We start from the raw sequence: 13,326 nt of genomic DNA on the forward strand, positions 1-13,326 counted from the left end.
ACCCTGCCTGCGACCTGCGGATCCACCCAGACCACGGCTTTGCGTACGACCGGCGTGCGTACCACCGACGGGGACAGGCTCATGTGCGTACGACCGGGAATACGTCCGGTGATACTGGAGGGTATGGATGGACAGCTTGACCGGCGGGCCGAACTGAGCGAGTTCCTGCGCACCCGGCGGGCCCGGCTCAAGCCGGAGGACGTGGGTCTGGAGTCGTACGGACGGCAGCGCAGGGTGCCCGGGCTGCGGCGCGAGGAGCTGGCGCAGCTGGCCGGGGTTTCGGTGGCGTACTACACGCGCCTCGAGCAGGGCAACGGGCAGAACGTGTCGGCGGAGGTCCTGGACGCCATCGCCCGCGCGCTGCGGCTGACCGACGCGGAGCAGGCCCACCTGACCCACCTGGCGAAGCCGAAGCAGCAGCGCAGGCGGGCGTCGGCGGGCCGGAGCCAGCAGCGACCGGTACGGGTGGCGCTGCTCCAGCTGCTGGAGTCGATCGACACGGTGCCCGCGTACGTGACGGGCCGCCGCTCCGAGATCCTCGCCTGGAACCGGATGGCCGCGGCCCTCTTCGGCGACTGGGGCAAGCTCCCGGCCGCCGAGCGGAACTGGGCGCGGCTGGTCTTCCTGAACCCGGACTACCGCGAGCTGTTCGTCGACTGGGACCAGAAGGCGTACGACATGGTCAGCTTCCTGCGCATGGACGCGGGCCGCCATCCGGACGACCCGCGCCTGTCCGCTCTGGTCGGCGAACTCTCCGTGAAGAGCGAGGAGTTCCGCCGCCTGTGGGCCACCCACGACGTCAAGGAGAAGAGCTACGGCGTCAAGCGGATGCGGCACCCGCTGGTCGGCGACCTGACCCTGTCCTTCGAGACGTTCCGCCTGGTCGACGACGACGAACAGGCCTTCATCACGTACCACGCGGAGCCCGGCTCACCGTCGGCGGAGGCACTGCGCCTGCTGGCGAGCTGGGGGACGGACGCGGCGGCTTCACTGTCGGCGTGACGGAGCCCGGCCTCCGCCGGCTCACGCGGCCGGGGCCGTCGCCCAGGAGCGCAGCTTCTCGGGGTTGCGCATCGCCCACAGGTGGCGGACGCGGTGGTCCCGGACGCCGAAGGAGTACACCGTCACGACGGTGCCGTCCTGGCAGCCGACCAGGCCGGGCCGCCCGTTGACCGTGCGTTCGAGCAGCGTCTGCCCGGACTGCCGCGGGCCGAAGCGGAGCAGTCCGCGCGCGATCGGCTCGCTGCCCCGCAGCGGGTGCTCCAGGGTGCGCACCACACCGCCGCCGTCGCCGACCGCGGTCACCTCGGGGTCGAGGAGCCGGATGAGCGCGTCGACGTCGTTGGTCTCCCAGGCCCGCTTGAGATCGCGTACGACGACCGCGTCCTGCGCCGTCGACGTGGCGGCGGTCTCCTGCGCGGTGCGGATCGCCCGGCGCGCCGTGGACGCCAGCCGGCGGCAGGCGGCCGGCGTGCGGCCGACGATCCCGGCCACCTCGGGAAACGGATAGCGGAAGACGTCGTGGAGGACGAAGGCGACCCGCTGGGCGGGGGACATCGAGTCCAGGACGACCAGGAAGGCCATGCCGACCGACTCGTCGAGGGTGATCAGGTCGGCCGGGTCGGAGGCGATGCCGGGTGTGCGTGCGGCGGTCCGCTCGGCGGGGTCGGCCAGCGGCTCGGGGAGCCACTGACCTACGTAGTGCTCCCGCCGGGTCCGGGCGGAGCGCAGGTGGTTGAGGCAGACCCGGCTGACGACCGTCGTGAGCCAGGCCCCCGGGGACACGACGGCTTCCCGCCGGTCCGCGGGCATCGCGTACCAGCGGGCGTACGCCTCCTGGACGGCGTCCTCCGCGTCGGCCAGCGAGCCGAGCATCCGGTAGGCCACGTTGATCAGTTGCCGTCGCTCGCCGGTGACCGGCGCGGATCGGGTGGTCGTTGCTGCGGATCGGGTGGTCATTGCCTCCGACGCTCCTTCTGCCGCGTGCGCGCGTGTCCTCACTCCCCTACGACGCGACAGCGCGGCCGTCTGTGACAAGCGGGCCGGAGGCCTTGGTCCGGGGCACGGGCTCACACTTCGGGGCGCCACGGTGTCGGAGAGGGAAAGGACGAACGACCGACTCGAAGGAGCGTCTCCGCCATGACCACCACCGAGGACACGACCACCACCGCCGCGGAGCAGGACGGGACGCGGTCCCGCCTGCCCGACCCCACCGGGCTCTACCCGGAGTTGACGGCCCTCTCCGCCGCCGTGCAGAAGGCGCTGCGCAACGGCCCGGTCCCGCAGGCCACCCTCGCCCTGATGCGCCTGCGCACCGCACAGGTGATCGGCAGCACCTACCACGGCGTCGCGGCGACCGACGCCCTGCGCAAGGCCGGTGAGGAGGAGCGGCGCATCACGGCCGTGGCGACCTGGCAGAGCGCCCCCTGCTTCACCGATCCCGAGCGTGCCGCGCTGGAACTCGCGGAGGCCGTCCTCACCCCGAACCCGTTCGGGGACCGGGTGAGTGACGACCTGTTCGCCCGGCTGTCCCGGCACTACGACACCGACGAGATCTGGAACCTCACCATGGCCCTGGGCCACTTCAGCCTGTTCACCCCGGTCGCCCTCGTCGGCAAGCCGGTGCCCGGCCGGCCCCCGGGGAGGAACTACACCGACTGACGGCCCGTCGCCGGCCGCACACCGTCAAGCCGAGGCGTTCTCCTTGACGGTGATGCGGCCCTTGCGGATGGTGGCCACGCGGGGGGCCTTCCGGGCGATCGCCGAGTCGTGGGTGACCATGACGAAGGTGAGGCCCAGCTCCTTCCACATGCGGTCGAGCACGTCCATGATCTCGTCACGGGTCGACTCGTCGAGGTTTCCGGTGGGTTCGTCCGCGAGGAGCACCTTCGGCTGCTTCACCAGGGCGCGGGCGATGGCGACGCGCTGCTGCTGGCCGCCGGACATCTCGCCGGGGAGGTGGCCGAGGCGTTCGCCGAGGCCGACGGAGGCCAGGGCCTCGGCGGCCTTCTCGCGCCGCTCCTTCGCCTTGACGCCGAGCGGGACCAGGGCGGTCTCGACGTTCTCCTGGGCGGTCAGGGTCGGGATCAGGTTGAAGGACTGGAAGACGAAGCCGATGCTCTCGCTGCGCACCCGGGTCAGCCTGGCCTCGGGAAGCGTGGCGAGGTCGGTGCCGTCGAGGACGATCCGGCCCGAGCTGGGCCGGTCGAGGGCGCCCAGCATCTGGAGCAGGGTGGACTTGCCGCCGCCGGTGGGGCCCTGGATGACCAGCCGGTCGCCGTCGGCGATGGTCAGGTCGACGCCGTCGAGGGCGTGCACGGCGGCCTTGCCGCGGGTGTAGCGCTTGGTGACGCCGCTGAGTTCGTACATGGTGCGACTCCTGGAGTACGGGGAAGGTGGAGCTACTCGACGCGGCGCAGGGCGTCCGCCGGGCGCAGCCGTGAGGCGCGCCAGCCGCCGAAGCCGCCGGCGACGAGCCCGCTCGACCACGGCCAGGGCGACCGCGAGGGCGATGGTGGTGAGGCTGACGGGTGCGGTCAGGGCGATGTCGAGGGTCTTGGCGGCCGCCTGTCTTCCGGGGCCGCCCAGGCCGCCTCCGCCGAAGCCGCCGCCGGCACCGCCCGCACCCCCGCCACCGCCCGTGCCGCCGCCCAACTGGGCCTGGAGCGTGGGGCTGACGGCGGTGACGGCGTACGCGCCCGCGAGGCCCAGCGCGATGCCGAGGGCGCCGCCGACCAGGCCGTTGACGACGGCTTCGCCGATCACCTGCCGGGTGACCCGGCCCGAGCGCCAGCCGAGCGCCTTGAGCGTGCCGAACTCGCGCACCCGGCGGGAGACGGCGGAGGAGGTGAGCAGACCGGCGACCAGGAAGGCGGCCACGAGGACGACGATCGACAGCCACTTGCCGACGCCGGTGGCAAGCGAGGAGGCGGTGGACAGGGAGCCGGAGACGGTGTCGGCGAGGTCGGCGGAGGTGGTGACCGTGGTACCGGGGACGTTCTTCTGGATCGCGGACTTGACGCCGTCGATCCGCTGCGAGTCGGTCGCCTTGACGTAGATGGTGGTGACCTTGTCCTTCGCGTCACCCAGCGTCTGGGCCTGCTTCAGCGGCAGGTAGAGGTCGGCCGCCGCGTCGCCGCTGTCCGCCGTGGCGATGCCCACGATCTCGAACTTCGTGTCCTTGACGGTGACCGTGCTGCCGGTCTCGAGCTTCTTCTCCTTGGCGTACGCCGAGTCGGCGACGGCGACCTTGGCGTCGGTCTCCGACTCCTCGAAGGTGCGGCCGCTGGTGATGGTGGACGTGGTCAGCGGGCCGAGGGCGGGCTCGGTGACGTCGGTGCCGTAGACGGAGTAGCTGTTGACGTCGAAGTCGGCGCCGCCGCCCTGGACGCGGCCCTGCGGCGACTGCCCGCCGCCCGGTCCGCCGCCCTGGCCCGCGCCGCCGCCCGAGCCGTCCTGCTGGAACTGGCCGCGGGAGAACTCGCCGCTGACCTTGACGACTTGCAGGCTCAGGCCGCCCACCGCGTCGGCGACGCCGCTCTGCCCGGCGACCTTGCCGACGGTCGTGCTCGCCAGCGACTGGAAGCCCTGCACCATGACGCGGTCGGTGCTCTGCTCCTCCTCGGAGCCGTCGTCCTGCGCGTCGAAGCGGAAGCGCGGCCGTTCGGCGGTGCCGCCGGAGGATGCCTCGGCGGCCTTGGTGACCGTCATGTCCGTGCCGAGCCCGTACAGGGACTCCAGGACCTTGTCCTGGGCCCGGCTCATCCCGGAGGAGACGGAGTCGACGACGATGACCAGCGCGATGCCCAGCGCCAGGCCCGAGGCGACGACGAGGGCCGCCTTTCGGCGGCGGCGCAGCTCGCGCCTCAGGTACGTGAAGAACATGGCCGCAACGTAAGGACGGCCCGTGATGAAGGGGTAAGGCCCGCGTAAGAGAAGGATGAGAAGCCGGGAAAGGCGGGGCGCCCGCCGCTCCCCTGCGGGGAGTGGCGGGCGCCCGTGCGAAGTGGCCGCGGCCCTGGGGGAGTTCGGCGTCAGACCGCCGAACCCGCCTTCCACTGGGCCCAGTCCATGTTCCAGCCGTTGAGGCCGTTGTCCGGGGCGATGGTCTTGTCGCCGGTGTTCTGGACGACGACCACGTCACCGATGATCGAGTTGTTGTAGAACCAGGCGCCGGGCGTGTTCGGGTCGTTGGCACCCTTGGCGTCGGCCAGGCCCACGCAGCCGTGGCTGGTGTTGACGCTGCCGAAGATGCCCTTGCCCCAGTAGTTGCCGTGGATGAAGGTGCCGGAGGTGCTCAGCCGCATGGCGTGCGGCACGTCCTTGATGTCGTACTCGCCCTTGCCGTCGTCGTCGGTGAAGCCGACGGTCGAGCCGTCCATCCGGGTCTCCTTGTACTTCTCGGAGATCACCATCTGGCCTTCGTAGGTCTTGTTGTCCGGGGAGCCGGCCGAGATCGGGATGGTCTTGACCGTCTTGCCGTCCTGCGTGACCTTCATCTGCTTGGTCTTCGCGTCGACGTAGGAGACCTGGTTGCGGCCGATCTTGAAGGTGACCGACTTCTGCTGGACGCCGTAGACGCCGTCGGCGCCCTGGACGCCGTCGAGGGCCAGCTTGAGGGTGACGGTCGAGCCCTCCTGCCAGTAGTCCTTGGGGCGGCAGTCCATGCGCTGGGTGGAGAACCAGTGGCAGGCGACCTCCTGGCCGCTGCTGCTGTTGACCGTGATGCCCTTCTGGACGGCGGCCTTGTCGGTGATCTGCTTGTCGAAGTTGATCGACACGGGCATCCCGACGCCGACGGTCTTGCCGTCGTCCGGGGTGAAGGTCCCGATGAAGCTGTTCTGGGGGGAGACCGTGGTGAACGACGCGTTCTCGTGGGCGGCGCGGCCCTCGGAGTCCTGCGCCGTCGCCGTGATCTGGTACTTGGTGGCGCGCTCCAGCTGACCGCCGGGCTTCCAGCTGGTCTTGTCGGCGGATATCTCGCCCTTGACCTCGGTGCCGTCCGAGGCGGTCATCTTCACCTCGGTGAGCGTGCCCTTGCTCACGGTGACGCCGGCGGAGTTGTTGATGGAGGCGTTGTCCGAGCCGCCCTTGGGCGTGATCTTGATCTGTGCCTCGGACGTCTTCTTGGCCGCCGCCTCGTCGACCTCGGCCTGCGACGTCTTGTCCCCACCCCCGGAGGTGTCGGCGTCGCTACTGGAACATGCCGAGAGCACCAGCACACCGCCGAGCAGTGCGGACGCGGCCGCCAGGCCCTTGCGCCGCTTACCGTCCGTCATCACACGCTTCTCCATCGTTGCCGATTCCCGAAACCCCGAGATACCCCGTCAATAACTTTCAACGCTACGACCGGTTCGTCCCGTTCCACATCGCTCACGGGTGTGGGGCATGCCACGTTTGCCGCCCGGAGGCAGGAGGTGGTGCGGGGAGGTGTCGGTCAGTGCGCACCGTGAGACGACGAAACCCCGGGCGGCGGTTGCCGCCCGGGGTCAGGAATTTCCCCACACCGCGTCAGCCGACCGTCATTTCCTCGTCTTCCGGGTCGTTCTCGCCGCCATCATCCTCGTCGAGGTCCCACTCGGGCGAGTCGGGGTCGTAGTCGATCTGCTCACTGCTCCAGGAGGCCTGCTGGAGCTCGACCCCGGGCACCACGCTGACCAGGTCGAACGGGTCCACGAGATGCGCCAGTGCCTCGGCGGTGTCCTCCGTCACAGCGTGCTCGGAGTCGGCCCGTTCCGCGTCGGACAGGTCGGTGTCGTCGGCGAGGGCCTGCAGGGCGGCCCCGGTGACGGCCTCCTCGTCGTCGATCTCTAGCACCAGCTCGACGCGAATACGTACAAACCGTGATGTCTCTGGAGTGCTCATGCCCGGAGCGTAAGGCCGACCGCTCCCGTGACTTTCCTGTGACCCGCGCCTTTCACTAACATCTGCCCACACGGCCAATTCGCCAGCGCCACAAGGGGATCGATATTCCGTGTCATCCGCTCGCCGTTCGTTGCTGACCGCCGCCGCCGCGGGCGGCCTGCTCTGTGCCCTGTGGTTCGTCCCGTCGGCGAACGCGACACCCGAGACACCGGTGCTCGAATCCGCCGCCGCGACCCCGTCTCCGCAGGTCACCGCCCAGGCGAGAGCCGCCTCCGCCGACGCGTCCACGGACACGGCGGCCACCGGCGAGGGCACCACCCGGCTGGCCGACACCGGCAGCTTCGACAGCACCCCGTACGTCGTCGGCGGCGCCCTCTGCCTCGGCCTCGGCGCCGGCTTCGTGGGCTACTCGGTCCGCCGGGAACGCCTCGGCCTTTGAGAGAACTTGACGTTCTTTTGGCTTTCTTGACCGTCGGAAGGCCCCTTGGCGGATCCGTCCGGCCGTCCGGTGCGCCCGGAGACGGTCCGAGGGGGCCCGGCGCCGCGCCGGGCCCCCTCGGACCTGTCACCACCGCCCGCTAGCGCAGCGGCCCCGTGACACTCTCCGCGGCCGCGACCAGGTGCCCGGCGCGCACGAACGCGTCCGCCGCGGCGAGGTCGGGCGCCAGGTGGCGGTCCGGTCCCGGACCCTGCACACCGGCCGCCCGTACGGCCTCGACGACGGCCTGCGACGCGGGCGCCGGGGTCAGGCCCTCGCGGAGCTGGATCGCGCGCGTGGCGGCGTACAGCTCGACGGCGATCACGCGCGCCAGGTTGTCGACGGCCGTGCGCAGCTTGCGCGCCGCCGACCAGCCCATCGACACGTGGTCCTCCTGCATCGCGGAGGACGGGATGGAGTCCGCCGAGGCCGGTACGGCGAGCCGCTTCAGCTCGCCGACCAGGGCGGCCTGCGTGTACTGGGCGATCATCAGGCCGGAGTCGACGCCCGGGTCGTCGGCGAGGAACGGCGGCAGGCCGTGGCTGCGGTTCTTGTCCAGGAGCCGGTCGGTGCGCCGCTCGGCGATGGAGCCGAGGTCGGCGACGGCGACGGCGAGGAAGTCCAGGACGTAGGCGACCGGGGCGCCGTGGAAGTTGCCGTTGGACTCGACGCGCCCGTCGGGCAGGACCACCGGGTTGTCGACGGCCGCCGCCAGCTCCCGCTCGGCGACGAGACCGGCGTGCGCCATGGTGTCGCGTCCGGCACCGGCGACCTGCGGGGCACAGCGCACCGAGTAGGCGTCCTGGACGCGGGGGGCGTCGTCCTGGTGGTGGCCGGTCAGGCCGGAGCCCTTCAGCACGGCGGCCATGTTGGCGGCGCTGGCGGCCTGCCCGGGGTGCGGGCGGATGGCGTGCAGCTCGGGGGCGAGCACGCGGTCGGTGCCGAGCAGGGCCTCCATGGTCAGCGCGGCGGTGATGTCGGCCGACTTGTAGAGGGTGTCGAGGTCGGCGAGGGCCATGACCAGCATGCCGAGCATGCCGTCGGTGCCGTTGAGGAGGGCGAGGCCCTCCTTCTCGCGCAGCTCGACCGGGGCGATCCCGTGCGCGGCGAGCAGCTCACCGGCGGGCCGTACGGTGCCGTCGGGACCCTCGGCGTCGCCCTCGCCCATGAGGGTCAGCGCGCAGTGGGAGAGCGGGGCGAGGTCGCCGGAGCAGCCGAGGGAGCCGTACTCGTGCACGACCGGGGTGATCCCGGCGTTGAGCACGTCGGCCATGGTCTGCGCGACCTCCGGGCGGACCCCGGTGTGGCCGGAGCAGACGGTCTTCAGCCGCAGGAACATCAGCGCGCGGACCACCTCGCGCTCGACGCGCGGGCCCATCCCGGCGGCGTGCGAGCGGACGATGTTGCGCTGGAGCTGAGCCCGCAGGTCGGGGCTGATGTGCCGGGTCGCCAGGGCGCCGAAGCCGGTGCTCACGCCGTACACGGGGTCCGGCTTGGCGGCCAGCGCGTCCACGATGCCGCGGGCCGCGGCGAGGGCCGCCACCGCCTCCTCGGAGAGCTCGATCCGGGCGCCCGCGCGCGCCACGGCGAGAACGTCGGACGCGGTGACCCCCGACGTCCCCACCACCACAGTGTGCATATCCATATTCAGGAGCGTACGCAGTGAATTCGATGATGTCACGAGGGGATGCGTCACGGATGCGCGCGGGCTGCGCCCCTTACCGCCCGCCTCGCCGCACCCTTGCCGGGTCCGGCGTCAGGGCGAGTGCCGCCCGCGGAACCTCCTGCGCTCCCCGTCCTCCGCCCGGGAGGGCTCGTCCGCGAGCCGCACGACCGGGTCGTCGGGTCCCTCGCGCCCCGCGACGACCGGCCCGGCCGCCCGCTCGGCCTTGGCGCGGTACTGGGCGGCGTCCGCGAGCCGGAACAGCCGGCGGGCGGAACGCACCGACCCGACCGGGGCCTCGGTGGACGCGACCCCGCAGGCCACGCCGTCCCCCAGCTCCAGCTCGGCCGCCCGGCGGCACAGCTCCTCGGCCGCCTTGACCACGGCGTCGGCGGGCGGCCCGACCGCGAGCAGACAGAACTCGTCCCCGCCGAGCCGCGCGGCCAGCGCCCCCGGCAGCATCGCCCCGCACAGCGACAGCACCGACCCGAACCGCTCCAGGAGCCGGTCCCCGACGGCGTGGCCGTGCGTGTCGTTCACCCGCTTGAGGCCGTTCAGGTCGCAGACGACGAGGCTGACGACGACACCCTCCTCGCGGTGCCGCTCCACGGCCTCGTCCAGCGCGGCGTCGACCGCGCGCCGATTGGCCAGCCCGGTGAGCGCGTCGGTGTACGCGAGCCGCCTGACCTCCTCCAGCCGCTCGGTCTGCGCGATCCCGGCGGCGACGACGGAGGCCAGTACGGTGGCGAAGTCGGCGTCGCCTCGTTCGAAGACCCGCTCCCCCACCGGCCGGGCCACGTACAGCTCGCCCCAGGCCCGCCCGTGCAGCACGATCGGCGCGACCACGCAGCAGCCGCGGCCCCGGCGGCGCAGGGCGGCGACCCGCTGGTGGACGTAGCCGGGGCGTCCGGCGGCGGGCCCTCGGCCGTCTCGACCCAGGCGTCGGGCTCCCCGCCGCCGGCCCAGCGTTCGTGCAGGAACTCGGTGATCTCCGCGAACTGGTGCACCGGGTAGGACTCGTCCTCCGGAAACTCCTCCTCGTCCTCGGCCCGCCGGCCGACGTTCACGAGGACCCGCAGCCGCCCCAGCTCCCGCTCCCACACCGACAGCGCGGCGAAGCTGCCGCCCAGCGCCAGGCACCCGCCGACGGCCGCCGCCCGCCACGCCTCCCGCGCGCTGTGCGCGGCGGCCATCCCCTGCGCAAGCGCCACCACGGCCGCGAGCCGCCTGTCGTCACCCATCACTCCAGGCTAGGGAGATTCACGAAGAAACGTTACTCAAACGGGGCGAACCGGGCGATTGCCTCCGGCTCGCGCGGTGGTGTCACTCGCGCGGTCGTGTCACTCGCCCGGCCACCGCGGTGCCCGCTTCTCGTTGAACGCCGCCACTCCCTCGGCGCGGTCCCCCGAGAACGCCACCGACCGCCACGCCGCGTCCTCGACCTCGAGTCCCGCACGCAGGTCCAGCCCGTGCCCCAGGCGCAGCGCACGCTTGGCCGCGCGCAGGCCCACGGGCGAGTTCGCGGCCATCCGGGCGGCCAGCTCCAGCGCCTCCTCCCGGTCCCGCCCCTCCTCCACCAGCTGGTCCACGAGCCCCAGCTCCCGTGCCTCCCCGGCCGCCACCCGCCGTGCCGTGAACACCAGCTCGGCCGCCCGCGCCGCACCCACCCGGCGCGGCAGCAGCTGCGTACCGCCACCGCCCGGGATCACGCCCACCGACACCTCCGGCAGCCCCACCACGGCGGTGGGGTCGGCCACGATCACGTCGCACGACAGCGCCAGCTCGAACCCGCCGCCCAGCGCGAACCCGTGCACGGCCGCGACCGTCGGCACCGGCAGCTCCAGCACCGCGGTGTACGCCCCGCGCGTCACCGGCCGCTGCCGCAGCAGATCGGCGTCGGTGAAGGAGTTGCGCTCCTTCAGGTCCGCCCCCACGCAGAACGCCCGCTCGTGCGTCGAGGTCAGCACCACCACCCGCACGCTCCGGTCCTCGCCCAGCGCCGCGCAGGCCGCCGCCACGGACCGGGCCATCGCGGTCGACACGGCGTTCATGGCCTTCGGCCGGTCGAGGGCGAGCTCCGCGACATGGCCCTCCCCGTGCCGCCGCACCAGGACGAACTCTCCGAACCGCTCCTCGCTCATGACACCCTCCGGTTAACGCGTGTTAACAAGTAGACCGCCCGATCATCGCAGCCGGGCTCGCCCGGGGGAAGGCCGGGCACGCCCGGCCCCGACCGACCCCGCTTACCCGTTCGAGTGACATACGGCCGACCGCCGTACCCCGGTCCGGGCCGGCCCGTAGCCTCGCTCCGCCATGGCGCAGCGGGGGCGCGTGCGCACCGGGGAGGGATCATGACGACGACCGGCACACCGACAGAGCCGCGGTACGCGTGGGGCCGCCGCGGGCGGCACCGCAGGCCCCGACCCCGCAAGGTGCTGCTGGCCGCGGGCGGCCTCGCCCTGGCGGCGGGCGCCCTGAGCGTCGTACGCCTGCTGCCCGAGCCCGGCGGCGACGTCGGCGGCCTCCGCGCCGGGGCGGAACCGCGCGTGGAGGGCGGCGGACGGGACACGGCCCCCGCCCCGGCGACGGCCCCCGCCACCGGCACCGTCGGCGAGCCGTCCGGAACCGGTCCCTCCGCGACGTCCGCCATGGGCGGCCTGAGCGGCTCCCCCGGACCGGGCCTCATACCCGGTCTCGTGCCCGCCCCCTCCGCGAGCGGTCCGGCGGTCCCGCTGCCCACCGCCCCGCCCGTGCGCACCCCGGGCGCCGCCCTGAAGCCAGGGCAAGGCGACGGCGAAGGGCCGGGGGAACGGGAACGGGGGGAGGACACCGGGGAGCGGGCCCCGGCCCCGGGGACTGCGCAGCCGTCGCGGTCCGACCGCCCCGTACCGCACCCGGTGCCGCCCCCGCCACCGGACCGCGGCACGCCCCCGCCGTCCGATCCGGCGCCGGAACCGGCGGATCCCGGCCTGTGCGTGCCGGTCATCGGCCTCTGCGTGGACCTGCTCGGCGACTGAGAAGCCCCGTACGACGGACACGGCCCACGACGGCCGCGGCCCACCCACGACGACCGGCGGCACGGGGCCGGGACGCCCGGGGTCTACGACTCCCCGCCGCCGCCGTCCCGGCGGGTGAGCAGCCACGGCTCGACCACGCCGAGGCCGCGCACCGGCCGCTGCCACATCGGCTGGAGCGCGAAGCGGTACACCGGCGGCTCCTCGCCCTCCTTCTCCGCCGCGGCGGCCTCCTCCGCCGCCGCAGCCTCCGAGGCGGGGGCGTCCCGGGTGCGGATCAGCTCCTCCGCGAAGGCCGTGTCGACGAGGACCGCGTCCTTGGGGGCTATCGAGGTGAGCCGGGAGGCCAGGTTGACGGTGGTGCCGAAGACGTCGCCCATCCGGGTGGTGACCGTGCCGAAGGCGATGCCGACGCGCAGTTCCGGCATGGTCTCGTCGTGGGCCATCGTCTCGACGAGGAGCAGCGCGATCTCGGCGGCCGTACCGGCGTCGTCGGCGGCGTAGAGGACCTCGTCGCCGAGGGTCTTGACCAGCCGTCCGCCGCGCGCGGCCACCAGGTCGGCGGAGGTGGTCTCGAAGGCCTCGACCAGCTCGCCGAGCTCCTCCTCCTCCATCCGCCGGGTCAGCCGAGTGAAGCCGACCAGGTCCGCGAAGCCCACCGCGAGCCGCCGGTCCACCATCTCCTCGTCGTCCCCGGCCTGGATGACGCGGCCGGCCGAGGCGGCGAGCTGGCGCCGCCAGACGTACACGAGGAACTCCTGCAGCTCGGGCAGGAGCAGTTCGACGATGGGGTACGTCACCTCGGTGCGCGTCATCCCCGGCTCCGGGGGCTCGGTCAGGCCCTCCAGGAAGGAGTCGATCTGCCACTCGGCCAACCGGGCGGTGGTCTGTCCCGTGGACCGGGCGACCTGGACGGCCATCGCCTCGCTGAGCAGTCCCGCCTCCACCAGACCGGCCAGTCGCCTGAGGGCGAGGACGTCGGCCTCGGTGAGCGCCTTGGCCTGGCCGATGTCGGCGAAGCCCATGGCCCGCCAGAAGCGGGAGGCCAGTTCCATGGAGACGCCCGCGCTGCGGGCGGCCTGGAAGGGGGTGTAGCGGCGCTCGGCACCCAGGATGAGCCCCTCGAGGCGCAGCGCGAGCGGGTCCTCGCCGGGATCGGCGGAGTCCGGGGCGGGCTCGGGGTCCACCCGGCCGTCCCCGTCCGCGCCGGAGCCGGTGTCGTCGACGGTCACGCCTGCTGCCTTTCCGATCTGCCGCGGTCAGGTTCGACCGGCCCCAACTTTACGTCAGGTGTGCCCCAGCTCACT

The 13,326-nt window shown here is 73.0% G+C and carries 11 protein-coding genes and 2 pseudogenes; 4 read left to right on the forward strand and 9 right to left on the reverse strand.

Translation table 11 applies throughout. From position 1 onward, the window contains the following. The first annotated feature begins 123 nt into the window (after positions 1-123). Entirely contained in the window at positions 124-1,002 is an 879-nt protein-coding gene (locus tag Sru02f_RS33110; RefSeq protein WP_109033128.1) for a helix-turn-helix domain-containing protein, read from the forward strand. A 21-nt stretch (positions 1,003-1,023) separates the two neighbouring features. Here the strand turns inward: Sru02f_RS33110 and sigJ are convergent, their stop codons facing one another. Then, complete coding sequence (gene sigJ, locus Sru02f_RS33115; protein ID WP_109033127.1) at positions 1,024-1,959, reverse strand: RNA polymerase sigma factor SigJ; 936 nt, start codon at positions 1,957-1,959, stop codon at positions 1,024-1,026. Positions 1,960-2,139: 180 nt separating this feature from the next. Here sigJ and Sru02f_RS33120 point away from each other — a divergent pair, with 180 nt between their 5' ends. Continuing rightward, the gene (locus Sru02f_RS33120; RefSeq protein WP_109033126.1) at positions 2,140-2,661 is read left to right on the forward strand and encodes a carboxymuconolactone decarboxylase family protein; all 522 of its coding nucleotides are present in this window, start codon (positions 2,140-2,142) and stop codon (positions 2,659-2,661) included. Between the two features lie 24 nt (positions 2,662-2,685). On the opposite strand, the gene Sru02f_RS33125 is transcribed toward Sru02f_RS33120, so the two are convergent. From Sru02f_RS33125 to Sru02f_RS33140, 4 genes and pseudogenes are all read right to left on the reverse strand, one after another. After that, entirely contained in the window at positions 2,686-3,369 is a 684-nt protein-coding gene (locus Sru02f_RS33125) for an ABC transporter ATP-binding protein (RefSeq protein WP_109033125.1), read from the reverse strand. Positions 3,370-3,401: 32 nt separating this feature from the next. Further along, positions 3,402-4,884: pseudogene (locus Sru02f_RS33130) on the reverse strand (ABC transporter permease). A gap of 149 nt (positions 4,885-5,033) precedes the next feature. Beyond that, positions 5,034-6,278 carry a L,D-transpeptidase gene (locus tag Sru02f_RS33135; RefSeq protein WP_109033496.1) on the reverse strand — a complete coding sequence of 415 codons (1,245 nt, stop codon included), beginning with the start codon at positions 6,276-6,278 and terminating at the stop codon, positions 5,034-5,036. 232 nt (positions 6,279-6,510) lie between these two features. Continuing rightward, a complete protein-coding gene (locus Sru02f_RS33140; protein ID WP_167469662.1) occupies positions 6,511-6,864 on the reverse strand; it encodes a hypothetical protein in 354 nt (117 codons plus the stop codon). A gap of 109 nt (positions 6,865-6,973) precedes the next feature. Here Sru02f_RS33140 and Sru02f_RS33145 point away from each other — a divergent pair, with 109 nt between their 5' ends. Beyond that, positions 6,974-7,303 carry a hypothetical protein gene (locus tag Sru02f_RS33145; RefSeq protein WP_174855143.1) on the forward strand — a complete coding sequence of 110 codons (330 nt, stop codon included), beginning with the start codon at positions 6,974-6,976 and terminating at the stop codon, positions 7,301-7,303. 139 nt (positions 7,304-7,442) lie between these two features. Here the strand turns inward: Sru02f_RS33145 and hutH are convergent, their stop codons facing one another. The 3 genes and pseudogenes from hutH to Sru02f_RS33160 all read right to left on the reverse strand — a co-directional run bounded on the left by hutH (position 7,443) and on the right by Sru02f_RS33160 (position 11,146). After that, complete coding sequence (gene hutH / locus Sru02f_RS33150; protein ID WP_109033122.1) at positions 7,443-8,981, reverse strand: histidine ammonia-lyase; 1,539 nt, start codon at positions 8,979-8,981, stop codon at positions 7,443-7,445. A 117-nt stretch (positions 8,982-9,098) separates the two neighbouring features. After that, positions 9,099-10,246: pseudogene (locus Sru02f_RS33155) on the reverse strand (diguanylate cyclase domain-containing protein). A gap of 99 nt (positions 10,247-10,345) precedes the next feature. Continuing rightward, positions 10,346-11,146, reverse strand: a complete 801-nt coding sequence (locus Sru02f_RS33160) for an enoyl-CoA hydratase/isomerase family protein (protein WP_109033121.1) — start codon at positions 11,144-11,146, stop codon at positions 10,346-10,348. Between the two features lie 210 nt (positions 11,147-11,356). On the opposite strand from Sru02f_RS33160, the gene Sru02f_RS33165 reads away from it, so the two are divergent. Then, positions 11,357-12,022, forward strand: a complete 666-nt coding sequence (locus Sru02f_RS33165) for a hypothetical protein (RefSeq protein WP_109033120.1) — start codon at positions 11,357-11,359, stop codon at positions 12,020-12,022. An 83-nt stretch (positions 12,023-12,105) separates the two neighbouring features. Here the strand turns inward: Sru02f_RS33165 and Sru02f_RS33170 are convergent, their stop codons facing one another. Continuing rightward, on the reverse strand, positions 12,106-13,251 hold the full coding sequence (locus Sru02f_RS33170) for an adenylate/guanylate cyclase domain-containing protein (RefSeq protein ID WP_109033119.1): 1,146 nt from the start codon (positions 13,249-13,251) through the stop codon (positions 12,106-12,108). Positions 13,252-13,326 lie beyond the last annotated feature (75 nt).

It is taken from the genome of Streptomyces rubrogriseus, assembly GCF_027947575.1.
GTDB classification, from domain to species: Bacteria; Actinomycetota; Actinomycetes; order Streptomycetales; family Streptomycetaceae; genus Streptomyces; species Streptomyces rubrogriseus.

Bases quoted from the DNA above. Each gene is read 5' to 3' on its own strand.
- Sru02f_RS33120 (WP_109033126.1), top strand. From the start codon at position 2,140: ATGACCACCACCGAGGACACGACCACCACCGCCGCGGAGCAGGACGGG.
- Sru02f_RS33135 (WP_109033496.1), bottom strand. From the start codon at position 6,278: ATGACGGACGGTAAGCGGCGCAAGGGCCTGGCGGCCGCGTCCGCACTG.
- hutH (WP_109033122.1), bottom strand. From the start codon at position 8,981: ATGCACACTGTGGTGGTGGGGACGTCGGGGGTCACCGCGTCCGACGTT.
- Sru02f_RS33125 (WP_109033125.1), bottom strand. From the start codon at position 3,369: ATGTACGAACTCAGCGGCGTCACCAAGCGCTACACCCGCGGCAAGGCC.
- Sru02f_RS33165 (WP_109033120.1), top strand. From the start codon at position 11,357: ATGACGACGACCGGCACACCGACAGAGCCGCGGTACGCGTGGGGCCGC.
- Sru02f_RS33160 (WP_109033121.1), bottom strand. From the start codon at position 11,146: ATGAGCGAGGAGCGGTTCGGAGAGTTCGTCCTGGTGCGGCGGCACGGG.
- Sru02f_RS33140 (WP_167469662.1), bottom strand. From the start codon at position 6,864: ATGAGCACTCCAGAGACATCACGGTTTGTACGTATTCGCGTCGAGCTG.
- sigJ (WP_109033127.1), bottom strand. From the start codon at position 1,959: ATGACCACCCGATCCGCAGCAACGACCACCCGATCCGCGCCGGTCACC.
- Sru02f_RS33110 (WP_109033128.1), top strand. From the start codon at position 124: ATGGATGGACAGCTTGACCGGCGGGCCGAACTGAGCGAGTTCCTGCGC.